30 protein-coding genes are annotated in these 25902 nt (G+C 34.9%); 28 read left to right on the top strand and 2 right to left on the bottom strand.

What is annotated here, in order from left to right:
• The 7 genes from BLS22_RS08455 (at nucleotide 1) to BLS22_RS08485 (ending at nucleotide 7598) form a co-directional block, all read left to right on the top strand.
• Nucleotides 1-675, top strand: a complete 675-nt coding sequence (locus tag BLS22_RS08455) for a cell division ATP-binding protein FtsE (protein ID WP_090553315.1) — start codon at nucleotides 1-3, stop codon at nucleotides 673-675.
• Nucleotide 676: 1 nt separating this feature from the next.
• A complete protein-coding gene (locus BLS22_RS08460; RefSeq protein ID WP_090553316.1) occupies nucleotides 677-1564 on the top strand; it encodes a cell division protein FtsX in 888 nt (295 codons plus the stop codon).
• Between the two features lie 73 nt (nucleotides 1565-1637).
• Complete coding sequence (locus BLS22_RS08465) at nucleotides 1638-1976, top strand: glutaredoxin family protein (protein WP_090553317.1); 339 nt, start codon at nucleotides 1638-1640, stop codon at nucleotides 1974-1976.
• Nucleotides 1977-2132: 156 nt separating this feature from the next.
• Nucleotides 2133-3512, top strand: coding sequence for an MATE family efflux transporter (locus BLS22_RS08470; RefSeq protein WP_244269509.1), 1380 nt, complete (start codon nucleotides 2133-2135; stop codon nucleotides 3510-3512).
• A 228-nt stretch (nucleotides 3513-3740) separates the two neighbouring features.
• Complete coding sequence (locus tag BLS22_RS08475) at nucleotides 3741-4190, top strand: MarR family winged helix-turn-helix transcriptional regulator (protein WP_090553318.1); 450 nt, start codon at nucleotides 3741-3743, stop codon at nucleotides 4188-4190.
• A gap of 71 nt (nucleotides 4191-4261) precedes the next feature.
• Nucleotides 4262-5656, top strand: coding sequence for an MATE family efflux transporter (locus BLS22_RS08480; RefSeq protein WP_090553319.1), 1395 nt, complete (start codon nucleotides 4262-4264; stop codon nucleotides 5654-5656).
• 448 nt (nucleotides 5657-6104) lie between these two features.
• Nucleotides 6105-7598 carry an aminotransferase class I/II-fold pyridoxal phosphate-dependent enzyme gene (locus BLS22_RS08485; protein WP_090553320.1) on the top strand — a complete coding sequence of 498 codons (1494 nt, stop codon included), beginning with the start codon at nucleotides 6105-6107 and terminating at the stop codon, nucleotides 7596-7598.
• 287 nt (nucleotides 7599-7885) lie between these two features.
• Here the strand turns inward: BLS22_RS08485 and BLS22_RS08490 are convergent, their stop codons facing one another.
• Both BLS22_RS08490 and BLS22_RS08495 read right to left on the bottom strand, forming a co-directional pair.
• Nucleotides 7886-9013: an amidase domain-containing protein gene (locus BLS22_RS08490; RefSeq protein ID WP_090553321.1), complete on the bottom strand. Its 1128-nt coding sequence runs from the start codon at nucleotides 9011-9013 to the stop codon at nucleotides 7886-7888.
• Nucleotides 9014-9172: 159 nt separating this feature from the next.
• Nucleotides 9173-9472 carry a hypothetical protein gene (locus BLS22_RS08495; protein ID WP_090553322.1) on the bottom strand — a complete coding sequence of 100 codons (300 nt, stop codon included), beginning with the start codon at nucleotides 9470-9472 and terminating at the stop codon, nucleotides 9173-9175.
• A 306-nt stretch (nucleotides 9473-9778) separates the two neighbouring features.
• Here BLS22_RS08495 and BLS22_RS15115 point away from each other — a divergent pair, with 306 nt between their 5' ends.
• The 21 genes from BLS22_RS15115 (at nucleotide 9779) to nagB (ending at nucleotide 25833) form a co-directional block, all read left to right on the top strand.
• The gene (locus tag BLS22_RS15115) at nucleotides 9779-10129 is read left to right on the top strand and encodes a HAMP domain-containing protein (RefSeq protein ID WP_244269510.1); all 351 of its coding nucleotides are present in this window, start codon (nucleotides 9779-9781) and stop codon (nucleotides 10127-10129) included.
• 115 nt (nucleotides 10130-10244) lie between these two features.
• Complete coding sequence (locus BLS22_RS08500; protein ID WP_244269511.1) at nucleotides 10245-11390, top strand: efflux RND transporter permease subunit; 1146 nt, start codon at nucleotides 10245-10247, stop codon at nucleotides 11388-11390.
• Between the two features lie 153 nt (nucleotides 11391-11543).
• A complete protein-coding gene (locus tag BLS22_RS08505; protein WP_090553323.1) occupies nucleotides 11544-12023 on the top strand; it encodes an HD domain-containing protein in 480 nt (159 codons plus the stop codon).
• A gap of 269 nt (nucleotides 12024-12292) precedes the next feature.
• Nucleotides 12293-12892 (top strand): anthranilate synthase component II, encoded by a 600-nt coding sequence (locus BLS22_RS08510; RefSeq protein WP_176762128.1) that lies wholly within the window; start codon nucleotides 12293-12295, stop codon nucleotides 12890-12892.
• Nucleotides 12883-14253 carry an aminodeoxychorismate synthase component I gene (gene pabB, locus BLS22_RS08515; RefSeq protein ID WP_090553324.1) on the top strand — a complete coding sequence of 457 codons (1371 nt, stop codon included), beginning with the start codon at nucleotides 12883-12885 and terminating at the stop codon, nucleotides 14251-14253. Before BLS22_RS08510 ends, pabB begins: the two co-directional genes overlap by 10 nt.
• A 46-nt stretch (nucleotides 14254-14299) precedes the next feature.
• Entirely contained in the window at nucleotides 14300-15118 is an 819-nt protein-coding gene (locus BLS22_RS08520; RefSeq protein WP_090553325.1) for an aminotransferase class IV, read from the top strand.
• Between the two features lie 20 nt (nucleotides 15119-15138).
• A complete protein-coding gene (gene folE / locus BLS22_RS08525; RefSeq protein ID WP_208974685.1) occupies nucleotides 15139-15705 on the top strand; it encodes a GTP cyclohydrolase I FolE in 567 nt (188 codons plus the stop codon).
• A gap of 16 nt (nucleotides 15706-15721) precedes the next feature.
• Nucleotides 15722-16573 (top strand): dihydropteroate synthase, encoded by an 852-nt coding sequence (gene folP, locus BLS22_RS08530; protein ID WP_090553327.1) that lies wholly within the window; start codon nucleotides 15722-15724, stop codon nucleotides 16571-16573.
• Between the two features lies 1 nt (nucleotide 16574).
• On the top strand, nucleotides 16575-16940 hold the full coding sequence (gene folB, locus BLS22_RS08535; RefSeq protein WP_090553328.1) for a dihydroneopterin aldolase: 366 nt from the start codon (nucleotides 16575-16577) through the stop codon (nucleotides 16938-16940).
• Entirely contained in the window at nucleotides 16933-17418 is a 486-nt protein-coding gene (folK, locus tag BLS22_RS08540) for a 2-amino-4-hydroxy-6-hydroxymethyldihydropteridine diphosphokinase (protein WP_090553329.1), read from the top strand. The genes folB and folK overlap by 8 nt, the downstream gene beginning before the upstream one ends.
• Nucleotides 17408-18184, top strand: coding sequence for a 3-deoxy-7-phosphoheptulonate synthase (gene aroF / locus BLS22_RS08545; protein ID WP_090553330.1), 777 nt, complete (start codon nucleotides 17408-17410; stop codon nucleotides 18182-18184). Before folK ends, aroF begins: the two co-directional genes overlap by 11 nt.
• Nucleotides 18185-18350: 166 nt before the next feature.
• Nucleotides 18351-18572, top strand: coding sequence for a YdbC family protein (locus tag BLS22_RS08550; protein ID WP_090553331.1), 222 nt, complete (start codon nucleotides 18351-18353; stop codon nucleotides 18570-18572).
• 192 nt (nucleotides 18573-18764) lie between these two features.
• Nucleotides 18765-19349: an RNA polymerase sigma factor gene (locus tag BLS22_RS08555; RefSeq protein WP_090553332.1), complete on the top strand. Its 585-nt coding sequence runs from the start codon at nucleotides 18765-18767 to the stop codon at nucleotides 19347-19349.
• Nucleotides 19350-19354: 5 nt separating this feature from the next.
• Complete coding sequence (locus tag BLS22_RS08560; RefSeq protein ID WP_090553333.1) at nucleotides 19355-20938, top strand: DUF4179 domain-containing protein; 1584 nt, start codon at nucleotides 19355-19357, stop codon at nucleotides 20936-20938.
• Nucleotides 20939-21146: 208 nt separating this feature from the next.
• On the top strand, nucleotides 21147-21326 hold the full coding sequence (locus BLS22_RS08565; protein ID WP_090553334.1) for a MarR family transcriptional regulator: 180 nt from the start codon (nucleotides 21147-21149) through the stop codon (nucleotides 21324-21326).
• A gap of 193 nt (nucleotides 21327-21519) precedes the next feature.
• Entirely contained in the window at nucleotides 21520-22134 is a 615-nt protein-coding gene (locus BLS22_RS08570; RefSeq protein ID WP_090553335.1) for a DUF3298 and DUF4163 domain-containing protein, read from the top strand.
• A gap of 300 nt (nucleotides 22135-22434) precedes the next feature.
• Nucleotides 22435-23541, top strand: a complete 1107-nt coding sequence (gene mnmA, locus BLS22_RS08575; protein WP_090553336.1) for a tRNA 2-thiouridine(34) synthase MnmA — start codon at nucleotides 22435-22437, stop codon at nucleotides 23539-23541.
• A 193-nt stretch (nucleotides 23542-23734) separates the two neighbouring features.
• Nucleotides 23735-23932: a spore coat associated protein CotJA gene (locus BLS22_RS08580; RefSeq protein WP_090553337.1), complete on the top strand. Its 198-nt coding sequence runs from the start codon at nucleotides 23735-23737 to the stop codon at nucleotides 23930-23932.
• Nucleotides 23929-24186, top strand: a complete 258-nt coding sequence (locus BLS22_RS08585; RefSeq protein WP_090553338.1) for a spore coat protein CotJB — start codon at nucleotides 23929-23931, stop codon at nucleotides 24184-24186. Before BLS22_RS08580 ends, BLS22_RS08585 begins: the two co-directional genes overlap by 4 nt.
• A gap of 20 nt (nucleotides 24187-24206) precedes the next feature.
• Entirely contained in the window at nucleotides 24207-24782 is a 576-nt protein-coding gene (locus BLS22_RS08590; protein WP_090553339.1) for a manganese catalase family protein, read from the top strand.
• Nucleotides 24783-25107: 325 nt separating this feature from the next.
• Nucleotides 25108-25833 carry a glucosamine-6-phosphate deaminase gene (nagB, locus tag BLS22_RS08595; protein WP_090553340.1) on the top strand — a complete coding sequence of 242 codons (726 nt, stop codon included), beginning with the start codon at nucleotides 25108-25110 and terminating at the stop codon, nucleotides 25831-25833.
• The last annotated feature ends 69 nt before the right edge of the window (nucleotides 25834-25902 follow it).

A 25902-nucleotide genomic window follows, 5' to 3' on the forward strand; every position in this document is an offset into this window, starting at 1 on the left:
ATGATTGAAGCAAAAGAACTTTGTTTGATTTATCCTGATGGAACAAAGGCTTTGAAAAATATTAATCTACAGGTGAAGCCCGGAGAAATGGTGTATATCACTGGGCCCAGTGGTTCGGGAAAAACCAGCCTATTAAAGCTTTTTATGGGGATGGAGTATCCAACAGAAGGTGTACTAAGGGTACTGGGGCAACCTATGATGAAGGGGCAGGTTGAGAAAATTAGACAATTACGAAGGTCTATTGGACCAGTTTTTCAAGAATTTAAGCTAATAAAAGGGAGAACTGCTATTGAAAATGTTATGTTAGGTCTGCGGTTTTTAGATATACCTCCCAGTCAGTTAAAGGAAAGTGCCAGTACTGCCCTAAGGAGGGTGGGGTTAGAGCATAAAACATTTTCACTGGTGGACAATCTATCATGGGGAGAGTGCCAAAGAGTAGCGATAGCACGGGCGGTGGCTAGGAAGCCAGCAATAATATTGGCAGATGAACCCACAGGGAATTTAGATATGAAGAATGCCTTAAAGATTTTAGAACTCTTAACCTCCTTTAAAGATAAAAATACGGCAGTAATCATTACCACCCATGCAACCCATTTGATTGATGGGAAAGAAGATGCTATGTTTATTCAAATGGAGGAGGGAAACATTTACTGGAAAAGGCTGGGGGAAGCTTAAAATGAAAAATATAGTTTATAATACGGGCTATTTTTTAAAAGAAGTAAAAACAATGATGCAGTTAAACCTACTGTCCAATGTTTTTTCCCTTGTCAGCATAGGACTTATTTTCTTTATTCTTACCATGGTGATTTTAGGATGGTGGATAAGCAATGAAGTAGTTGAGGTTATGCAGGGGGAGGCAGAAATAAATGCTTACTTTCATGAAAGTATAGATAATACAAGGGTTTCACAGTTGGTTAAAGGTATCAATGGCATAGAGGGTGTACGGGAAGCTCGAGTGGTTGATGAAGAAGAAGCCTATGGTAGAATGGTGGAAATACTAGGGCAAGAAGCCCGTGTCTTAGAATTTTTTGATGATAATCCCTTTAGTCCCTTCATTGAGATAAGAATTTATCTGGAGGAAATGGATGCAGTTCTAGAGGAATTACAGTTTATAGGGGATATTGAACATGTGAGGGATAACAGAGAAGTTTTGGATCGTCTCCGAAATATTACAGGGGTATTGAGGTTGTTAGGATACTTGATTGTAGCTGCTGTAGGGATTTCCACCTTAGTTATCATATCCCATATTATTAGGCAAGAAATATATAATAATAGGGAGCAAATAAATACCTTAAGATTACTGGGAGCCCCTGAAGCTTTTATTGCCTTTCCATTTTTGTTAAAAGGACTACTGTTAACCCTAGGAGGAGGGATGGTGGCGGTAGTTTTAGCATCATTAGCCTTGAAATATCTTTATCTTCAGGTGGCAGGCCCCCTACCCTTTATCCCCATGCCATCCCGTGAAGTATTGACACTAGATTTGGTGATATTGATGATGTTCCTTAGTACAATCTTAGGAATTATCGGAAGTCTATTGGGCCTGTCATCAGCAAAGAATCATTAAGATGATGGATATATGGTAAGTTTTACAAATCGCTTTTCAACCCCTTAAAAATCTACTAAGAAGGAGATAAAATATGGAAAAAGTAATTGTTTTTACAAGCAAAACATGACCCCACTGTCGTACTGCGAAAGAGTATCTTTCGAAGAGGGGCATAGTATTTGAAGAAAGGGATATAAATGAGAATGTTTTGGCAAGAGCAGAGTTTTCGCGGCTAAATTTAAAGGGTGTCCCGGCTTTTTTAATTGGAGATCAAGTAGTAGTTGGCTTAGATAAACAGAGGATTGAAGTATTGTTGAACTATATTGTCATTAGTTGTGGAAAATGTGATGGGAGAATGCGGCTCCCTAAAAACAAGGGAAAAATTCGGGTGACTTGTCCAAGTTGTAGTTATCAGTTTATGATATCAACTTAAAATCCTTTTGGAGAGCCTCATTAACCCTTATCAATGTATGGTTGTAGAGATGAATATAGGAAATGAATTTTAGAGGATAACAATAAGTATATATAATAAAAGTACTAGAACTAGCTTATAAATTGATGGGATGGCTAGGAGAGAGAGGGACTTAAATTGGGAAAAAGCAATCAATTGATAGAAGGTAGTATTTCACAAGCTTTAATAAAATTAGCACTACCTATTATGGGAACATCTTTTGTTCAAATGGCTTATAATATGACGGATATGATTTGGATTGGGAGGATAGGGAGTAATGCAGTGGCAGCTGTAGGAACTGCAGGTTTTTTTACTTGGTTAGCCTTTGCATTTATTCTTATCCCTAAGATTGGAGCTGAAGTGGGTGTGGCTCAATCTATGGGAAGACAAGATATGAAAGAAGCTAAACGCTACATTCGCCATACTCTGCAGTTAGTAGTTTTTTTAGCTTTGCTTTATGGAACTGGTTTAATAGTTTTCAGAAGATCTTTAATAGGCTTTTTTAATTTAGGAAATGTGGAAATAACAGAAATGGCTAAATCTTATTTAGTTATTGTATCTTTAGGAATGAGTTTTTACTTTATTAATCCAGTGTTTACTGGAATTTTAAATGGCTATGGAAATAGCAGACTACCATTTGCCCTTAATGTTATTGGATTAGCGGTAAATATGATTCTTGATCCCATAATGATACATGGACTAGGACCGTTTCCAGCATTAGGGGTGAAGGGAGCTGCCATAGCGACAGTGATAGCTCAATCTATCGTTACCTGCTTTTTTTTATACAATATTAGAAAAGTTGAAGGAGAGTTGTTTTGTAAAATTTATATCCTGAAGAAACCTGATTTTACCCATATAAAGAGCATTGTAAGATTAGGGTTACCAGCGGCTTTACAAAGTGGACTGTTTACTATTTTTGCAATGGTTATTGCAAGGATCATTGCACAATGGGGTCCAGTGCCTATTGCTGTTCAAAAGATAGGCTCTCAAATCGAGGCCATTTCTTGGATGACAGCAGGAGGGTTTTCGACGGCCCTTAGTGCATTTGTAGGGCAAAATTATGGAGCTAATAAGTGGGATCGAATTCAGAAGGGATATTATGTGGCTCTGAGGATTGTTGGAGTGATTGGAATAGGTGCAACCTGTCTACTGATATTTGGTGCTAGACCAGTTTTCAACTTTTTTCTCCAAGAGGAAGAAGCATTAGCCTATGGTATAGTATATTTACGGATTTTAGGATTATCCCAACTTTTTATGTGTATTGAGATTGCCACAGCTGGAGCTTTTAATGGATTGGGCAAAACAGTACCTCCCTCTATTGTAGGGATTTTCTTCAATGCCCTTAGAATACCTGGGGCCCTGATTCTTTCTTCCAGTAGTCTCCTGGGGCTAAATGGGGTATGGTGGAGCATTAGTATCAGTAGTGTATTAAAGGGAATTGTATTATCGATTTGGTTCATAATTCTGTTGAGGAGACAATCCTACAAATATGCAACTCAAGAGACAGCTACTATTTAACCTGCAGGTTAAATAGTAGCTGTTTTAGAGACAATAGGAATTCAAGGGTTATTAATTTTTTAAGGGATCTAAACTACTCCTTAAAAAGAGGGAGATTAGATCTATTTTTTGTCTGTAGAGTTTATTTGAAAAAAATCACTATTGACTATACTAAATATAATGGTTATACTAAAATGGTTACACTAATTATAGTTAACATGTTAATCAAAAGTGACTTAGGAGGAAAAAATGCAAAACCAGGAAGGAAATTTAGGTTACCTTATCAATAAAGCTGCTCATTTAATTAAGTGGGAGCTTAATAGTTATTTAAAGGAATATCAACTTACGTCGTCACAATGGGGAGTTTTAATGGATATAAAATGCCAAGAAAATAGATCACCTTCACTAAATAAGACTACACCTGCCCTTATAGCCGAAAGACTGAGTGTAGAAAGACCTGCTATTACAAGGGTAATTGAAAGTTTAATAAAAGAGGGATGGGTGAAAAAACAACAAAACGATTCCGATGGAAGATCTCATTTGATTATACTAACTGACAAATCAAGACAAATTCTTCCAGAACTAATGGAGATTAGAAATAAGGTGGTTCGGAAAACATTTAAAGGCTTTAAAAAAGATGAAGTGGAACAATTAAGGGAGTATCTTATAAAAGTTATTAATAATTTTAATGAAGGTTAATACACTAATCATATAAACAAAGAAGATGAGAACATGAATCAAATGGTTCTTAATGTTAAAGGAGAAAAATTATGGATAAATCACAACAACTAGGCGAAGAAAAAGTATTGAAATTGTTATTAAAGTTTTCTGTTCCAGCTATAATAGGTATGCTGGTAAATGCTTTATATAATGTAGTAGATAGAATATTTATTGGCAATGGTGTAGGTTCCTTAGGAATTGCAGGAATTACTATTGGGTTTCCGATTATGATATTTATTATGGCATGTGGAATGCTGATAGGACTTGGTGCTACCTCCCTAATTTCTATTAGATTAGGACAGGACAAGAAGGAAGAATCAGAGTTGATTATGGGTAATGCAATGGTTTTATTAATTATCATATCTCTCTTCGTATCGGCAATCGGTTTGATTTTTATTGATCCTCTATTGAAGCTTTTAGGAGCAAGTGAAGTAGTTTTACCCTATGCAAAGGAATATATGCGGATTATTTTGCTTGGTACTGTATTTCAATCCATTGGATTTGGAATGAATAACTTTATTCGTGCTGAAGGAAATCCTAAGATTGCTATGCTTACCATGTTAATAGGAGCATTATTAAATATGGCTCTAGATCCTCTGTTTATTTTTGTCTTTAACTGGGGAATGCAAGGTGCAGCTTTAGCTACTATTATTTCCCAGATGGCATCGGCAATATGGGTCCTTTATCATTTCCTTGGAGGAAGAAGTACATTGAAGGTTCGTCTTAAAAATTTAAAATTGGATTTTGCTACTATAAAGAAAATTATTACACTAGGGTCTGCTCCCTTCGCCATGCAACTGGCGGCCAGTCTGTTGAATGTAATCATGAACAGAACATTAACTACCTATGGTGGAGATATTGCTATATCTGGCATGGGAGTAGTAAATAGTATTACGGTCCTTATTCTAATGCCTATCTTTGGGATCAACCAGGGAGTACAGCCTATTATTGGATATAATTATGGGGCTCAAAAATACGATAGAGTAAAGGAAGCATTAAAATTAGGGATATTAGGTGCAACGATTATTGTACTTTTAGGATTTATTGGAACTAGACTGTACCCTCAACAAATAGTAGCATTTTTCAACCCTGAGGATGCAGAACTAATTGCCTTTGGAACACGGGCAATAAAAATAGCAATGGTATTTTTACCCATAATAGGATTTCAAATTATTTCTGCAAATTACTTCCAAGCAGTGGGTAAGCCAAAACAAGCTGCAGTTCTGAGCTTATCAAGACAAGTATTAATTTTAATACCAGCTCTACTCATACTACCTAGATTTTTTGGTTTAGATGGTGCTTTAATGGCAATACCTTTGGCGGATTTGGTTTCATCAATTTTAACAGGCATTTCGATTAGGATGGAACTAAAGAATTTAGGGAGACAACACCAGAGAAGCTTTATAAATAAAGGGTATCCTCTAAATCCAAGGGAAGAAAATTAGACTTATAAAGCTGACATCTTAAAATTCCATAATAGTGGAGTAATTTCATTAATCTTCAAGGATAGGTTTTAGTCAAAGAAACACTTGGTAGGAGAGTTTATATTTAAAAAACAATTTTTCACATAGATTCATAACAAAGAGGGTGGCCAATACAGATAAGGATACTTTAAATATTTTAGAGGAAAATATTAATAAATTTGTACAATTAATGAATAAAACTTGAATTGTTGATCATTAAACTTAAGGAAATACCTGGCTTTGAGGCCATAAACCCATGAGATAAAAATATAAAAAAATAACCTTGTATTTTTGAAAAATTTGTCTTATAATTGTTTAAGAAATTCAAATAATAAAAGCCTGATGAGCGCTCTGCAAAAGCCCAAAACTAATGCAACGAAGTAGGGGCTTTTTTTCTTGAACTAAAACAAGGAAAGGCTGGTGTTGATTTATGTTTAAATTTGATCAAACAAAAACTCCATTATTTGATGCTCTATTGGAGTATGTAAATAATGATACAATACCCTTCCATGTACCAGGGCATAAAAAGGGACAGGGAATGGTAGACAGGTTTAAGGACTTTATTGGAACCAATGTAATGTCAATTGATGTTACTGTATTTAAACAGGTTGATAGCCTTCATAAACCAACTGGTGTCATAAAGGAAGCTCAACAGCTTGCTGCTGATGCAAACAATGCTGACCATACCTTTTTTTGCGTTCATGGCACTTCAGGAGCTATTCAGGCTATGATCATGAGTGTTGTCAAAGAAGGAGATAAAATTATTGTTCCTAGAAATGTGCATAAGTCAGTCACTGCTGGCATTATATTAAGTGGTGCTATGCCCGTATATATGCAACCGGAAATTGATAGGAATATAGGAGTGGCCCTTAATGTTACTCCTGAAACTGTTAAAACAGCATTAGAGCAAAATAGAGATGCTAAGGCTGTTCTAATTATTAACCCAACCTATTATGGGGTTTCAACAGATATTGAAAGGATCGCCGATATTGTCCACAGTTATGGTATTCCCTTAATCGTGGACGAAGCCCATGGACCACATCTACATTTTAATAACAAACTTCCTATATCGGCTATGGATGCAGGTGCAGATATATGTGCTCAAAGCACCCATAAAATCATTGGCTCTTTAACCCAGAGCTCTATGCTACAGGTGAGGGAAGGATTTGTAGATGTCAACAGGGTTAAGACGGTTATGAGTCTACTACAAACCACAAGTCCATCCTATATTCTCTTAGCTTCTCTAGATGCTGCAAGAATGCAAATGGCAACTGAGGGAAAAGAACTATTAGATGAAACCATTGAGTTATCTAAATATGCTAGAAAGGAAATCAACAATATTGATGGATTCCTTTGCTTTGGGGAAGAGATTATAGGGACAGAAGGTGCCTACGACTTTGATCCAACAAAGATAACAATTACATGTAAAAACCTTGGTATTTCCGGTCATGAGCTTGAAAGGATTCTTGCTGAAAAGTACTTTATTCAGCCGGAAATGTCGGATTTATATAACATCCTCTGTGTATTTTCTATAGGAGATACACGGGAAAAAATAGATGCATTACTATCTGCCCTAAGGGAAATAAGCAAGATATATAGTAGTGATAATAGAAATAAAATAGACATCATTGATATTCCTAAGATTCCCTTAAGAATCCTATCTCCAAGAGATGCTATTAATGGCAATACTGTTTCTGTGGCTTTAGCAGATAGTGTGGGGGAAATTAGTGGAGAATTTTTAATGGCCTATCCTCCAGGAATTCCAGTGCTTTGTCCTGGTGAAATCATTACTGATGAAATTGTGGAATATATAGAGACCCTTAAAGATGCGGGACTGTATGTTCAAGGAACCGATGATCCAGAGGTTAACTTTATCAAAATAGTAAGTGACGATAGTCATTTAAATATGATAACATCTGCATAAGGACAAAAAGGAGCGGTTTTAATAGATATACTATCAAAACCGCTCCTTATATTGTATATAGGTAAATTTGGATTATTTATGGAAGGGCTATGTTAAAGATAGATGTTGAGGTTGTATGAATAGAGTCATGACAAGATACGGAGTGATTGTCACTCTGAGCATAGGGAAGAGTCTTAGATCCTTCGGGTCCCTCAGGATGACAGAATGCAAGAATTCATACAATGCTAAAATCAACAGTAGTTTTTAACAGAGTCTATGAAAAATAGAGATAATTATAAATGATAGTATTAATAATGAACCCTTACTAACCCAAATTTTATGCCTTTATTACTCCAGCCTAAGTCCCAGGGAACTCTGTAACGATCTGAGTTATGGGAGTTCACTAAAGGATAACCCTTTGAATCAAATCCAGTAACAACAGAGATATGGGTAACCTTCTCTTGTTTCTCGTAGGCTATATAATCCCCAGGTAAAAGCTTATAGGAAGATGCCAAGACTTTATCATAGGTCCCATGAGCAATGACAGAACCTCTGCCACTACTCCTCATGTAGCTGTTGAAGGCACGGGCATTTACCCAAGCCTTACTTCCTGCCCCCTTCTCATAATTCCATGTGGAATTCTTTTTAAATTTTCCAGCTTCATATAATATTTGGGAAGCAAAGTTAGCACAGTCCCCTCCTTGATAATTATAATTTTTATACTTATAATTATATCTATAACCAAATTCTGGAAATACAGCAGCACCACAGTATTGATCTGCATAGACCACGACAGCTATCCGCTTTTCGCTGAGGTCTGACAAATCCTTCGGCTCCCCTGATAGGATAAGCTGTCTTATGGTTTCTTCCGAAATCTCATCTAAATCTAAAGAATCAGCGAAGGGATCTGTATACCATTCCCTAGTAATAACCCATGTATCCTCCTTTGGCATCAAATCTAACGAATGGTATGTGCCGGTTCTGAAGGAATTATATACTTCAGGTGTATCAATATATACATACTGATACTCTGTGGAAACAGCCAGGTTTATGGCAAAACCATCCCCCTTTTCCTTTACACTTTTTACCACAACATGAGAATTAATATTTTTAAACTCTACCCCCTGCTTATCAGACCAATTATGGAAGTACTTCATTTTTTTAAAATCGTGTTCATAGGCCCATAATCCATTTCTCACATCTTTGTCATAGAGACAGCTTAAAAGTTCTACATCCCCTTCTAATAGAGCTTTATTTCGCTGATGAAATACTTGCTGCATCTTTAGTGTCAACCTATTATTTAAATTTTCATCTATAAACACAGAAGAGGTTTTATTAAGTTGACCCCATAAATAAAGACCTACTCCACTAATTATTAAGAAGCCTATAAGCAACAGAATAATTTTAACTTTTCGTAATCTAAGGATAATTACCATGTTATTCCCTCCAAAACTTACTCATAGGAATATATGTAAAAAAACCAAGTCCTATTCCCTAAGTCATCAATTTTTATTATCTAAAATTATTTTAAATAAGAAAAAAATATAGAAAATCCTCATAGATATAGGAACTATGAGGATTAGGAAAGAAGTACATTAGCTTTTCATATGTTCAATACAATTTTGCCTGCATTCCCAACTACAAAAATAATGGATTATGTCACCCTCTACAATCTGATAGGCTTTGGTTTTCGGTACATAGATTTGACAAATCTGATCAAAGACCATCTCAACAGCTACTTCTTTTTGATCTTCTTCAGGGAATTTTTTTATAGGATCTATAGTTTCTTCTGTTTGTCTTTTTCTAAATCTTAACGTAAGAATAGTATTTAAAATAACTCTAACAATCCAAAAAACTAGGAAAAATCTAAACATACTTGTAATCAAATCCATCATAATCCACCTCCACCATAAGATTTCCAAAATTTAAAATCCCTAGAAAACTACAATCTTCAGTTTTCTAGAGGAATTATATAGGTTATACTAGATTTACTACATATACTTATTATAACCGTTAATTCTAAACTATAGATAAATAAAATCTTAAATATTTATGAAATTATGGAGAGGTAATCATAGATTTTATAGAAATTTAAGAAATACTTTATAGGGAGTTTAGAGTCATTATATATAATAGAGTCATGAAAATAAAATGCAGAAAACAATCGGCAATTTTTTCGTAGGGAAGGAGAAACATCAGGGATGTCCATAAAATTCAGACTAGTGCTATCCTATATAGCTATGCTTTTGGTACCTATTGTTTTAACGATTATAGTAGGTATATTTGCTGGGGCCTACTATATTGTGGCAGGGAGCATCATTAAACCATTAAATAAGCTGAAGGATTCAGCCAATAAGATACGAGAGGGGGAATTGGATTTCGAGATAAAATTCAATGCTAAAGATGAAATAGGGGAACTATCCTATGCCTTTGAAGAGATGCGAAAAAGATTAAAGAACTCCATAGGTATACAGGTACAATATGAAGAAAATAGAAAAGAACTTTTTTCTAACATATCCCATGACTTAAAAACACCCATAACAACTATATAAAGGATATGTTGAAGGAATTAGGGATGGTGTTGCTTCTGTAAACATATCTGGAGATTACACCAATGAGATACAAATTAAAACCAATGAACAGAGATTAGAAGGATATGGGTTAAATATGGGGGAATTTCGTTCTATAGATGAAATTAAAGAAATGCCACTAACTCTACCTACTGGCAGTATCATTCCCTTAAAGGAAGTTGCTGAGGTAGAGTTAACCCATGGGGATATAAATACAATTTCAAGAGTGAATGGGAAGAATAGCATCAATGTAGCTATACAAAAACAATCTTTAAGTAATACTGTACAGGTGGCAAATTTAATTCATGCTGAAATAGAAGATTTACAGAGGGAATATACTCAAATAGAAATTAATACGGTCCTGGATCAGTCTACTTTTATTACTCAGGCAATCGATAATGTGTTTAAAAATGCTGTTTTTGGCGCATTACTAGCTATTGCTATTCTGCACCTATTTTTAAGGAACATTAGAACTACTTTAATTATAGGGACCTCTATCCCTATTTCCGTTATTGCCACTTTTATATTGTTATATTTCAATAATATTACTTTAAATCTAATGACCTTAGGGGGCTTGGCTTTAGGAATAGGTATGCTGGTGGATAATGCTATTGTTGTGCTAGAAGATATTTATAGATTTAGAACAGAAGGATACTCTAGAAAAGAAGCTGCTATTAAAGGGGCATCGGAGGTAGGGGTAACGGTTACAGCATCTACCTTAACGACGATAGCAGTGTTTGTTCCAATCACTTTTGTTGGAGGTATAACCTCTACAATTTTTAGAGAGCTAGCCATGACAGTTACTTTGTCGCTTTTGGCGTCCCTACTAGTATCCTTGACCTTGATTCCCATGCTTTCCTCTAAGATTCTAAAGGTAACCATAGGGATAATTATGTTGGCAGGGATTGTTGTAAACAATGTTATTGTATTGGTAGACTATATTAATACTCTAAGAATAGAAGGGAAGGATAGGAATGCTGCTATCACAACGACGGGACCTATAAGACTAAGACCTATTATGATGACTACTTCAACAACTGATTTAGGACTATTGCCCGTAGCCATAGGTATAGGAGAAGGAGCAGAGATTCAATCTCCTATGGCTACGGTGGTTATAGGAGCGCTATTACTATCAACCCTATTGACTCTTGTACTGATACCAGTGGTTTATACGTTAACAGATGATTTTGCAACAGCTGCAAAAAATAAATTTACAAGAACCAAAGAAGAAGCTACAAGTTAAAAACATTCTTTTTCATAGATAGAAATTCGAGAGAACCACCACAAGATACACAAACTGCTGGTGGATTTTCTTTTTAGGTAGGGGATTATTAAAGGTTGCAAAACCCTATGAAAAATAGGTATAGTAGTATTAGAGGACAGGGAGGTTAGAAGAATGGAAAGAGTCAATAAAATTATGGAGCATCCTCAATATCAAGTAAACCTTAAAAAAAATATAACAGCAGAAAAAGATCGCACCTTCTGTCGCCATAATCTTCAACATTTTTTAGATGTAGCAAGGGTAGGATATATCATAGCCTTGGAAAAGAACATGGAGGTAGAAAAGGAACAGTTGTATGCCGCAGCCCTTCTCCATGACATTGGTCGATGGAAACAGTACATTGATGGAAGTGATCATGCCATCATAAGTGGAGAAATAGCAAAAATTATATTAGAGGAATGTAGCTTTACAGAAGAAGAAGTAACAGCTATTGTAGAGGCTATTCGGAAACATCGAAAAGGAGAAAATTTGAAAACATCATTAGATATAGCCCTATATGAAGGGGACAAGCAATCCCGCCTATGCATAGATTGTATAGCGATAGATGATTGCAAAAGATTTTACCAACATAAAAAGCCTAGTTTTAAATATTGAAGGTATTTTTTACTATATAAATCTATATTTGGCAATAAATTGTTAAAAATTTATCTTTTTGAAAATCACAGTAAATTCAGTTGTGCAAACTAGTGTTTTCAAAGGTTTTATCCTTTAGCATTAGAGAATTTATTATAAAACAACTTTGTTTTATATCTTTCTTCTCAGGATTTTGGTTTGACGTTTTCCTTCAACTACGTGTATAATTTAGTTGGAGAAAGTTGATGAAATTTGTAGTTACTCTTATAAAAAATAAAGGGGTGAGGAATTTGATACTAATGATTGACAACTATGATTCCTTTACTTATAATTTGACACAATATTTATCTTGTTTAAAGGAAGAAATTTTAGTTTATAGAAATGACTGTATTACGCTAGATGAGATCGAGACTTTAAATCCTGAAATAATTATACTGTCTCCTGGACCATGTACGCCTAATGAAGCAGGGATATGTATAGATGTAGTTCATAGATTTAAAGGAAAGATACCTATCTTAGGGATATGTCTTGGGCACCAAACAATAGGACAAGTATTTGGTGGTAAGGTTATTAAGGCTATAGAGCCAGTCCATGGCAAGGTACATCCTATTCATCATACCAACCAAGGGGTATTTGAAGGATTAAAAAACCCTTTAAAGGTTACCAGATATCATTCTTTGGTGGTAGAAAAGGAAAGTCTACCCGAATGCTTTGAAATTACTGCAGAAACAAATGAAGGCGAGATAATGGGAATAAGGCATAAGGAATATATGATTGAAGGAGTACAATTTCACCCAGAAGCCATTCTTACAGAGATGGGGATGGAGCTTTTAAATAATTTTTTAATAGCGACACGAAAACAATATGAGCAGGTGAAAAAATGCGTATAGAAAAGATAAATACTTCATTAGATAGTTTTCAACTATACACTATTTTTAAAGACAGATCCTATAGTTTTTTTCTAGATAGTGGGATGGATTATGATAAGTTAGGGAAGTATTCCTTTATAGGCTTTGATCCCTGTGTAGTTTTTAAAAGTAAAAATGATAAAATAGACATTTTAGAAGGGGATCGACGTCAAATCTATTACGGTAATCCCTTTGACAAACTAAAGGAAATCTATAAAAAATATCAGATGGATTACAGCAGTGAACTTCCATTTATAGGAGGGTTTGTTGGTTATTTATCCTATGATTTGTGTCACCACATTGAAAAGCTTCCAAGGATTGCAATAGACGATGTAGATATTCCCGATTGCTTCTTTGGTCTTTATGATGGAGTTATTATCATTGATCATAGGAACAAAGATGTTTATATAGCAGCTGTAGGGGTAATGGAAGATCCTCAAAATATTGTTAATAAAATATCAAATATAATCTATGAAGAAGAGATTAAAGGTGTTACAATAGAGATTGACAAGCTAGATAAGCCAGTGGAATTAAGATCTAATTTCACTAAAGAAGAATATATTGCAGCTGTTAATAAAGTGAAGGACTATATTAAGGCAGGGGATATTTATCAAGCCAATCTAACCCAACGATTTCAGTGTGATATGAAGGAAACTCCCTATGAGTTGTATGGCAAACTTCGAGCTATTAATCCTGCTCCCTTTGCAAGCTTTATTGATTTTGGGGAAGGCCATATTGTTAGTAGCTCCCCTGAACGATTTATACAAATCAAAAAAGGTCTTATGGAAGCCAGACCTATAAAAGGAACTAGACCAAGGGGAAATACACCAGAGGAAGATCAGGTGAACAGAAAGGATTTATTAACCAGTGAAAAGGATAAGGCAGAACTCCTGATGATTGTGGATTTGGAACGAAATGATTTGGGTAGAGTATCTAAAACTGGCACAGTAAAGGTAACCGAGTTATTTCATTTAGAAGAATATGCAACAGTATACCACTTGGTTTCTACTATACAGGGTGAGATTAGGGAGGACTGCGATGTCATTGATTGTATTAGAGCTACATTCCCTGGGGGGTCTATAACTGGAGCTCCTAAAATACGGGCTATGGAAATTATTGATGAACTGGAGCCTACCCAAAGAAATATTTATACTGGTTCCATAGGCTACATTGGACTAAATGGTGATATAGACTTAAATATTGTTATAAGAACAATAGTATGTAAAGATGATAAGGCGTATTTTCAGGTGGGTGGAGGAATTGTATGGGACTCTGATCCTCAGATGGAATATGAAGAAACCCTCCATAAAGCAAGAGCGTTAATTCAAGCTTTAAATAGCTAGTATAACCAAGCCCTTATAGGTTTTGGAAAACAAAGGTGATTTTAGGATGTATATTTCTATCAACGGACAATTGATAAAGGAAGAAGAGGTTGTACTGTCTCCTATGGCAGAGGCCTTTGCCTATGGGTATGGTGTATTTGAAACAATAAAATACGACAGGGGAAGGATATATTTTCTTCAAGAACATATACAGAGACTGAAGAATGGGTGTAGGGAACTTCGAATTTATAGAGACATTGATGAAGAATTATTGAAGAAATGGTTTGACGAAATAAAAGAAGCAAATCAGCTGTCATCTGGTGTTCTAAAAATATCCTGTGTAAAAAATAAAGAGAAAGAGGATATTATCCTCTCAATAAGAAGAAATCCCTATAGAAAAGAAGCTTATTCCCAGGGTTTTAAGCTTTGCTTTACCAATATAAGAAGAAATCCTTATTCTATCCTGACCTATACTAAGTCCAACAATTATTTAGAAAATCTGTTGGCAAGACAAGAGGCTATGGATAAAGGCTACAATGAAGTAATATTTACCAATGTTCACGAAAAAATTTGTGAAGGTGCTTTATCCAATATCTTTTTTGTGAAGGATCAGGTCCTTTATACCCCAGCTGTAAGTTGTGGTATTTTAGATGGGATTATGCGAAGAAAGATATTAGAAATTGCTAATATGCTCCCCTTAAAGGTTAGAGTAGGGGAGTATACTAAGGTAGACTTATTAAAGGCAGATGAAGTTTTTGTAACGAATTCTCTACTGGAAATCATGCCAGTAGTTGAGATAGAAGGAAAACAATTATCTTTACAAAATAGTAGTATTACCCAAATCCTCAGGCAGGAATATGAATGTTATATAGCTACACTACAATAAATAATGAAAGAGGGAGAAGGATGGACAAAGAAAAAATACAGCGGGCAGTAAGGGATATACTAGAGGCGATAGGAGAAGATCCTGATAGAGAAGGCCTAATAGATACACCTAAACGTATTGCTAAAATGTATGAAGAAATCTTCGCAGGATTAGAGATGGATCCTAAGGAACATTTAGATATATACTTTCAAGATGAGAAGCATGAAGAGTTAGTATTAGTAAAGGATATTCCCTTTTATTCTGTATGTGAACATCATTTAGTTCCTTTTTATGGTAAGGCCCACGTAGGATATATACCTAAAAACGGCAAACTTACGGGATTAAGTAAATTAGCTAGAGTTGTAGATACTGTTGCCAAAAGACCCCAACTACAGGAACGTTTAACCTCTAAGATAGCTGATACAATTGTAGATAAGTTAGATCCCTACGGTGTTATTGTAGTAGTAGAAGCAGAGCATATGTGTATGACCATGAGGGGAATAAAGAAGTCAGGCTCTAAAACTGTTACCTCTGTTGTGAGGGGAATATTCAAAAAGGATGCAAAAGCAAGGGCAGAAGCCATGTCATTAATTCAATTTGGCAGTTAAATTGGAGGGTTATTTTATGAGAAATATTCAATACTATCCAAATCGAAAAGTAGAAGTCAAATGTGGCAACCACACTTTACATTTAGGGTCTAAAACCTACATTATGGGAATTCTCAATGTTACCCCAGACTCCTTTTCTGACGGTGGAAGCTATGTAGATATTGAAAAAGCTGTGATTCATGCAAAAAAAATGGTGGCAGAGGGTGCTGATATCATAGATGTAGGGGGAGAGTCTACTAGACCAGGAGCCCAAGAGGTTACTGGAGAAGAAGAATTAAAGAGGGTTCTTCCGGTTGTAGAAAGACTTGCAAACGAAATAGATGTACCAATATCTGTCGATACCTATAAGGCAGACGTAGCTGAAAAGGTATTGGAGGCAGGAGCCCATATGATTAATGATGTATGGGGATTACAGCGGGAACCTCAAATAGCCCATGTCATTGCTAAATATGATGTACCTGTTGTTATAATGCATAATCAAATAGGCACAGAATATGATAAGGACATTGTGGAGGCAGTTGCTGATTTCTTAAAGCAGTCTATAGACATTGCTAAAAAGGCTGGAATAAAAGATGAAAATATTATTTTAGATCCTGGTATAGGTTTTGGTAAGACACCAGAGCAAAATATCCATGTAATGGCTAGATTAGGAGAATTAAATGCATTAGGCTATCCTATCCTGTTAGGAACCTCTAGAAAATCAATGATAGGAAAGATTTTAGATTTACCTCCTGAAAAAAGAGTAGAGGGAACTCTAGCAACCTCCGTTATGGGGATTATTCAAGGTGTAGACATTTTACGGGTTCATGACATTGTAGAAAACTTAAGGACAGTAATGGTTACTGATGCCATTGTGAGGGTGAAGTAGTATGGATAAAATTATCTTAAAAAATTTAGGATTTTATGGGTATCATGGGGTACTCCCTGAAGAAAATAGACTGGGACAAAAGTTTTTTGTAGATATTGAGTTATATGTAGATTTACAAGCGGCAGGGGAATCGGATGATGTAAAAGATACTGTAAACTATGCTGATGTCTACAATATCACCAAGGACATTGTGGAAAATGAAAGATTTCAATTAATTGAAGCTTTAGCAGAAAGGATTGCTGCCACTGTCCTAAAGGATTTTCCAGTGGTAAGAGAGATTCTTGTAACCATTAGAAAACCAGAGGCTCCAGTAAATGGTATCTATGACTACTTTGGTGTAGAAATAAGGAGAAGGAATAATGGCTAAAGTATATTTAGGGCTGGGGAGTAATATAGGAGATAAAAAACAGCATATAGATCAAGCTATTGAGATGCTAAAACAACATAAATCCATCATCATTACTAAAGTATCCTCCTACTATGAAACAGATCCAGTGGGCTATACTGAGCAGGATACTTTCTTAAATGCGGTGGTTGAGATTTATACCACATTATCACCCCATCATTTACTTGGATATTGTAATGGAATTGAGGAAATATTAAAAAGAAAAAGAATCATTCGTTGGGGTCCAAGAACGATTGATGTAGACCTATTACTCTATGAGGACTTTATTGCTGAAGATGACAAATTAACATTACCCCATCCTAGAATGAAGGAAAGGGTATTTGTGATGATTCCATTATATGAGATTGCACCAAATGTTGAAATCAATGGGATGGAAATAGAACAAATCATTAAAAACCTTGAAGTTCAAGGAATTAGGAAGGTTCATTATGGCGGATAGAAGAATTCTAACTGGAGAAAAAATTGTAGTAGAAATAGGAAATTTAAAGATAGGTACCAATCATCCTCCTGTCTATATTGCGGGACCTTGTTCTGTAGAATCAAAGGAACAGATTATGGAGACGGCATTAACATTAAAGGAGATAGGTGTGGATATTTTAAGGGGAGGAGTTTTTAAGCCTCGGACCAGTCCCTATGCTTTTCAAGGTTTAGGGGTAGAGGGATTAGAGTATCTAAAAGAGGCTGGTGAAGCTGCAGGTCTACCCATTGTCACAGAGCTAATGGATGAAGGCCATATGGACATTGTAGCAGAATATGCTGATATTATCCAAATAGGATCAAGAAATATGTTTAATTATTCCCTTTTAAAGACAATAGGGAGCCTAAATAAACCTATCCTGCTTAAAAGAGGTATGTGTGCCACCATAGAAGAATGGATTATGGCGGCAGAATATATCGCTGTTCATGGAAACAAAAATATTATCCTATGCGAAAGAGGTATTAGGGGCTATGATAACTACACAAGAAACACATTAGATTTAGCTGCTGTCCCTATTATGAAAAAGGAAACAGGGTTACCAATTATTGTTGACCCTAGCCATGGCACAGGGATTAGAGAATTGGTGGAGCCTATGTCAAAGGCTGCTTTGGCATGTGGAGCTGATGGCCTGATGATAGAAGTCCATCCAAATCCCCCCTGTGCTTTAAGTGATGGCCACCAATCCCTGACATTTGAAGAGTATAGACAATTACGAAGAAATAAATAAAGTCATGTATAGTACATGGCTTTTTCTTTAAACATAGGGTCTGTTAAATGTTATTGTTGATTGTCACATTCTATAAACCCTTGAATTTTGTCATAGTTTTATTTATACAATACCAACATCTATCTTTAACATAGCCAAATAATCAAGAAGAAGGAGGACGGGGAATATGGCAGAGATTAAATATGATATTATAGAGAAGATTGGGATTTTATCAGAATCAAATAAAGGATGGTTCAAAGAGCTCAACCTCATTAGCTGGAATAACCGAGAGGCTAAATACGATCTTCGGGATTGGGCACCGGAAAACGAAAAAATGGGTAAGGGAATTACCCTAACAAAGGATGAGCTTAGGCAGTTAAGGGACCTGTTAAACAATATGGATTTATAGATTAAAAAGAAAGGTCTTTAATAAGATTATCTAAAAGACAATTTGTATAGAGAAATAAACGCCACAAGGGACAATGCTTTCTTGTGGTATTTTTATTAGAAATAAAAAAGAAAACAAATTTTCAATAAAAAATATTTTAAGGGAACTTTTTTACCTTCTAATAACTCTAATTAATGTAAAGGTGGTGAAGAGGTGGCAATCAATCAATTACTTACCAATATTATCAATATAAAAAACAGGGATAAAAATACAGCAACCAAATCAATAATTAAAGAAATTAAGAAGAACCAGTTAAATAATTTTTTTCTTTGGATGGAGATGAGAAAGAACAAATATTATAAAATAGCTTGGTCCTATCTATATAACCATCATGACATAGAAGATGTATTTCAAATCACCATCATGAAGGTTTATGAAAATATCCATCAATTAAGGGAGGAAAAATATTTTGAAACCTGGGTAACCTCAATATTTTTAAATGAATGTAAAAGTCTTTTAAGAAAAAGACAAAGAGAAGTCTTTGTAGATACAGTTGATGAGGCAAACAGTGGAGGGAATACCTATATAGAATGCCCTGGGATAGATGCCAATATAGAATTAAAGGAAAAGTTAGATCAATTAGAAGATATATATAGGCAACCTATCATTCTCAAATATATAAGTGGCTATTCCCAGGAGGAAATTAGTAAAATATTAGAAATACCAATAGGAACAGTAAAGTCTAGAATTTACAGAGGATTGAAGATGTTAAAGGTAGGTATGGATAAGGAGGTGTAAATAGATTGAATTGCGAGAGGATAAAAAATCAACTTATAGATTATTTAGAAGGAGGGATGAGCAACAAAGAAGAAAAAATTATTGAAGAACATATGGAGGACTGTGAAGCCTGCAAAAGAGAGTTAGAGGAATTAAAGGCTGCTATAGATTATATAAAAGAAGAAAGCAATGAAATTATAGCCCCAGAGGATTTTATAGAAGGCATAAAAGATAAAGTGAAGCCATCTCCCCAAACAACCTTTAAACCTCCTAGAAAAAGAAGAACAGCCATTATGGTAGCCATTCTACTTACCCTCTTTGTTATAACGGCCTTTGCTACAGAAGGGTTTGGATTACTAAACTGGTGGAGGGATTTAAGTATTAGGGAAAGTCGTTCGGTATATGAATTGCTGGATGAAGGCTATGGAGATAAGGTGGATCTAAGGGCTGTAGATCAAGATATCAGCATTACAGTGGAAAGTATTTTGGCAGATGATATTAAAACGGTTATTCTTTTAGAGATAGAAGACCTTAAAGGGGCAAATCCTTATATTACTACAAGGAATGGTACTAGATTTGAAGGAAGCTTTGAGTATGATGAAGATATTCCTGAGGAATTCCGGGAGATTGGTTATTCTCTATTAACCCTACATTCAGAGGAACAGCATAAAAGAAGGTTTTTATTAAATCTAGGTCCCTTAAAAGAAAAAGAATCAACCCTTTCTTTGAATATAACAGCCCTTGAAAATACATTAACAGATTCACATGAGGTAGTAGAAGGAAATTGGAGCTTTGAAATACCTGTCACAAAGTATGATATAACAACCCATCCAATCAATCAAGAAGTAGAGGTTGACGGTAACCTTCTACTAATAGAGGAATTGGTTGTAGGACCCACTGCCACCCTCTTAACCTACAGCTATGATCCTAAACAAAATAGGGAATATACTTTAGAATATTTCTCCGACATCCGTCTTATTAGTAATGGCAAACAGTATCAAAGTAGATTTTTCGGCGGCTACAGCAGTAGTATTGAAGGAAGGTATGCCCAACATAGGATGGAATTCGATACTATATATTTAGATAATCCTAAGGAGGTAGAAATAAGCGTTGGAGGATATCATGTTCATGTAAAGGCCAACGCCTATGAATCCTTTGAAATTAATATAGATAAATCCTTTCCCCAACAATTTGAATATAAAGGTAGTCCAATTATTATAGAGGATGTGATTGTTGGAGAGGATAGAACAGAGGTAATTGTCTTAGAAACTTTAGAAGGTAGAAATTATGAAAGCTTAGAAGTGGATTTTAGAACAAACCACAGTATGTCAGTTTGGCATCAAGGAGATTGGGAGGAGTTTTACTTTGTAGATAGGGAGGGAAATCAAGTACAAGGCAACAATAATAATTACTTTTATTATTTAATGGAGATGGAAAACCCTAAGGTCTATACAACCAAAACCCGCTTTATTCTAGAAAGAAGATCAAGTTATCAAAACTTACCTCCAGAGCTATGGGGTCCACCTGAAATTATCCCAACTGACTTGGTGATAAGAGGCTATAAAGAGACTAGGTTTGCGGATGAAAGGGTTACAATAAAATTGAAGTAAAGGAAGAAGATTGGAATTGACGGGAACTACAGTTCTGACCTTTTCTTGTATAGGAATTGAATTCATCAAAACATCTTAATTGATGGAAGTGATAGCAGCTGTTGTTATTGGATATAAAAAAATGTTTAAAGGGTATTTTTTATGGTATAAATCTACTATAAAGCTTATATGCTAACAATATTAAATAGATACCAAGGAGGATATTAACATGAATTCAAATGAAAAGGTATTAGATATTTTGTCAAAATCTGAAGAACCCTTAAGGCCTGGAGAGATTGCAGATGCAGCGGGTTTAGATAAAAAGGAAGCAGATAAAGCAATCAAGGAATTAAAAAAAGAAGGAAAAATTATGTCTCCCAAGAGATGTTTTTATGCGATAAACAAATAATTACTATAAAAGGGCATCTATCCTATCTGAAGTAGATGCTCTTTTTTTATTTATACAAAAGCTATTCATTTTATCTCATTTAAGTGTTATTGAGTAAAATTTTTCGTAACACTATCCTACTTAACTGAATACTATACTAAATATAGAGAAATTTAAGGAATTGGGACTTAAAAAGCAAGGGGTGGTTGATTGAATGAATAGGGAAGTCCTTGGGGCAAGGATAATTCAAAAAAAGCTAATAAGATATCGAATAGGTTTGACTTACCCAGAAATTACGGACTTAGAGAATAAAGAAGCAGAGGACACCATAAACCAACTGATTCAGGAAGAAATATACAGGATGATTGTAGAACAAGGCTATGAAGAGGACTATACAATAGAGATATGGGGGGACTATGAAGTAAAAGTCAATGATAAAGACCTTCTAAGTATACTTCTTAACATTCATTCCTACTCTAAAGGGGCTGCCCATGGACTAAAAGCAGTGAAGGCCCTCAATATAGATCTCAAGAGGGGGAAGTTATACGAACTAAAGGATTTATTTCTACAAAACAATAACTATATCGATAAAATCAATGAAATCGTCAAGGAAGAAATTGTAACCAAGGATATTCCCTTATTGGTAGAATTTGAAACAATTGATAAAAGACAAGATTTCTACTTAACCAAGGAAGGAATCACTATATTTTTCCAAATATATGAATATACACCCTATGCCTATGGTATACCAGAATTTAAAATCTCCTATGATATTTTGACAGAAATGATTGATATAAAAAGTCCAATTAATGCCTTTCTTAAGGAGTAAAGTCTAGATAATCAGTATCATAAACGTCTTAAAACTGCTATATAATAGCAGTTTTTTAGACTATGTTAAAGATAGATGTTGATATTGTATAAATAAAACTATGACAGCATTGAAGAATTGATAAAATGTGGAAATCAACAATAGCGTTTAACAGAGCCTAATCTAAAATTAACAATAGAACGCAACAGAGATTTTTTCTTGAATACCAAAAAGAATACAATAAAGGGATGGAGATACAATAAGATATAAATAGTTTATATATACAAAAAAATCAACTTTAGATAAAAGGAAGGTAAAGCTATGGATAAACAAAAAAAAGATACGAAAGTTATCATTGGCATGTCCGGTGGTGTAGACTCCTCTGTAGCAGCTTTATTACTGAAGGAAGAGGGTTATAATGTTATAGGAATATTTATGAAAAATTGGGATGAAACCAATGAGTTTGGCTATTGTACAGCAACAGAGGATTATGAAGATGTGAGACGAGTATGTGACCAAATCGATATTCCCTATTATACAGTGAATTTTGAAAAGGAATACTGGGATAAAGTTTTTACTTATTTTTTGGATGAATACAAAAAGGGTAGGACACCTAATCCTGATGTGATGTGTAATAAGGAAATAAAGTTCAAAGCTTTTCTTAACCATGCTCTTAAGTTAGGAGCCGATTACTTGGCAACAGGTCACTATGCTCAAGTGGACTATTATGACGGGGAATATCGACTTCTAAGGGGAATTGATACCAATAAGGATCAAACCTATTTCCTCAATGCATTAAACCAATATCAGCTTTCTAAAGCATTATTTCCTATAGGCGATATAGATAAAAAGCAAGTAAGAAAAATTGCTGAAGAAAAGGGTTTGGTTACGGCAAAGAAAAAGGATAGTACAGGGATATGTTTTATTGGAGAGCGGGACTTTAAAGAATTTTTAAGTAGATATTTACCTGCTCAACCTGGAGAAATTCAAACCCTAGAAGGAGAAGTTAAGGGGAGACATGAAGGATTAATGTATTATACCTTAGGACAGAGAAAGGGGTTAGGTATCGGAGGGAGTGGTACAGGGGAACCATGGTTTGTAGCAGATAAGGACTTGGAGAAAAATATCCTTTATATTGTGCAGGGAGAAAATCATCCAGCCCTCTATTCCTACGGATTATTGGCCAGTGATTTAAATTGGATTAGCAAGAAAAAGCCCCCTGCTAGATTAGAGTGTACAGCTAAGTTTCGCTACAGACAAAAAGATCAAAAGGTAACAATTCATTTCTTGTCTGAAGATAGTTGTAGAGTGATCTTTCAAGAACCACAAAAAGCCATTACCCCAGGTCAGGCTGTTGTATTTTATGAGGATCACATTTGTTTAGGGGGAGCTATCATTGATAAGGCATTAAGTAAAATAGAAATATAACAGAATTCAAATTTCTGCAGAGTCTACAGATATACCTTAAACAGGGGATAAACCTCTGTTTTTTTGTCCAATTATTTAATATATGCAAAATAAAAAGAATTTATGACAAGAAAAACACCAAAATCTTGTTAGTAGAATACAATGTTATTACAGGAAATTCCTTGTGAATTTTTAAATAAGGAGGAGATTTTATATGATGCATACACCCTATTATGGTATATATCCTATACCTTTTATGCCAATGTATGTTATGCTAGCCCACGCTTATGTACCCTATCAAACCTATATGATGGAATATCCCCTGACGGAAGCCTTGATAAAGGGTACCCTGTTCCCAGAACTATATCAGCCCTATGTACCAAAAGAAAAACTATGGGGGGATGAAAAATGATGCATGAAAGAATAGCATTGATGAAGCGGATACAGGAAGTAGAATTTGCAGCCACAGATTTACAGCTATATTTAGATACCCATCCACAGGATCAAAGGGCGTTGATGCAATTTAATCAATATGCAGCAGAATTGATGATGTTAAAACAGCAGTATGAATTGGCCTATGGACCCTTATTGAATTTTGGATTTTCACAAAGCCAATACCCTTGGAGATGGATAGAAACCCCTTGGCCATGGGAAGAAGAATTTTAGGAGCATAAGGAGGAAGGTATATGTGGATTTATGAAAAAAAATTACAATACCCTGTAAAGGTTACCTGTGGACCCAACCCTAAGTTGGCACAATATTTATTTACACAATATGGAGGACCAGATGGGGAATTATCTGCAGCATTAAGATATTTAAACCAAAGATATACAATTCCAACAAGAGAAGCAAAAGGATTACTAACAGATATAGGTACAGAAGAGCTAGCCCATGTAGAAGTAATTACTACCCTAATTTATCAATTGACGAAGGACGCGAAACCTGAAGATTTTAAAGCAGCGGATATGGGTTCCTTCTATGCAATTCGAGATGGCGCTTTATTTTATTCGGATTCTAATGGAGTTCCATGGACAGCAACCTACATTCAAGCCCACGGAGATCCTATAACAGATCTTCATGAGGATATGGCAGCAGAACAAAAAGCTAGAGCTGTTTATGAGCATTTACTAGAGCTTACTGATGACCCGGGTGTCAAAGATACATTAAGATTTTTAAGGGAAAGAGAGGTTGTACACTACCAAAGATTTGGTGAAGCCTTGAGAATTGTTCAGGAATATATGCAGACGAAAAAAGTTTATTAAAGGTCAGGGATTTTCCTGATCTTTTTTAAAGCACACTATTATAAGCAAGTATTAAGGTAAATGATGAAGGAGGACTTCACACATAAAAAACGTATCAAATATTTATTTTTTGCTGTTAAATATTTGATGCTAACCTACACAAATTACACTTATTTTAAAGTGCAATATATGATAAAATTAAAATCAAGCAATTAAAAAACAATCAAATTATAAAAAGAGTGGTAGGAAGGATTATTATTTTAAAATTCTAAATGAAGGTAAATTTGCACCTAAAAAACAGTATAGTATCTTAACCTATGAAAAATGTAGAAGGGAGTAAGTACACATGAAAATAATAGTTGTAAACGACTATGAAGAAATGAGTAGGAAAGCAGCCAATATTGTAGCCAGTCAAATTATTTTAAAACCTAACAGTGTTTTAGGGTTAGCTACAGGAGATACCCCTTTAGGTATGTATAAGAATCTGACACGGTTTTATCAAGAAGGAGATGTAGATTTTACTGATGTAAAGACCTTTAACTTAGATGAATACTATGGGCTAGACAAATCAAATCCACAAAGTTATTATTTTTATATGATGGAGAATTTCTTTAAACACATTAATATTCAGCAGCAAAACATACATCTTCCCAATGGGATGGCAGAAAATATTGAAAAAGAGTGTGTTCAATATGAAAAAAACATTGAATTAGCTGGTGGAATTGATTTACAGATATTAGGGATAGGAGGAAATGGTCATATAGGTTTTAATGAACCTGACTTAAAATTTGAAGCAATCACTCATCTAGTAGAGTTAGACGAAAATACTGTTAAGGCCAATTCAAGGTTTTTTAAGTCCCTAGATGAAGTGCCTACTAAGGCAATTAGTATGGGAATTAAAACAATAATGGGGGCAAGAAATATTCTTTTACTTGCCAGTGGTAGAACAAAGGCAGAAATTATATATAAAGCAATTAAAGGTAAAATCACCTCTGAAGTACCAGCATCTATTTTACAGCTACACCCTCAAATAACATTTATCATAGATAAAGAGGCAGCATCGTATCTGTAATACTGTAAAATTTACTTCCCTTAGTATGTCATTAATTAAAACCGTTTAAGCTATATTGACGAAATATTA

Origin of the sequence: Natronincola ferrireducens (genome assembly GCF_900100845.1) — a bacterium.
Taxonomy (GTDB): domain Bacteria; phylum Bacillota; class Clostridia; order Peptostreptococcales; family Natronincolaceae; genus Natronincola_B; species Natronincola_B ferrireducens.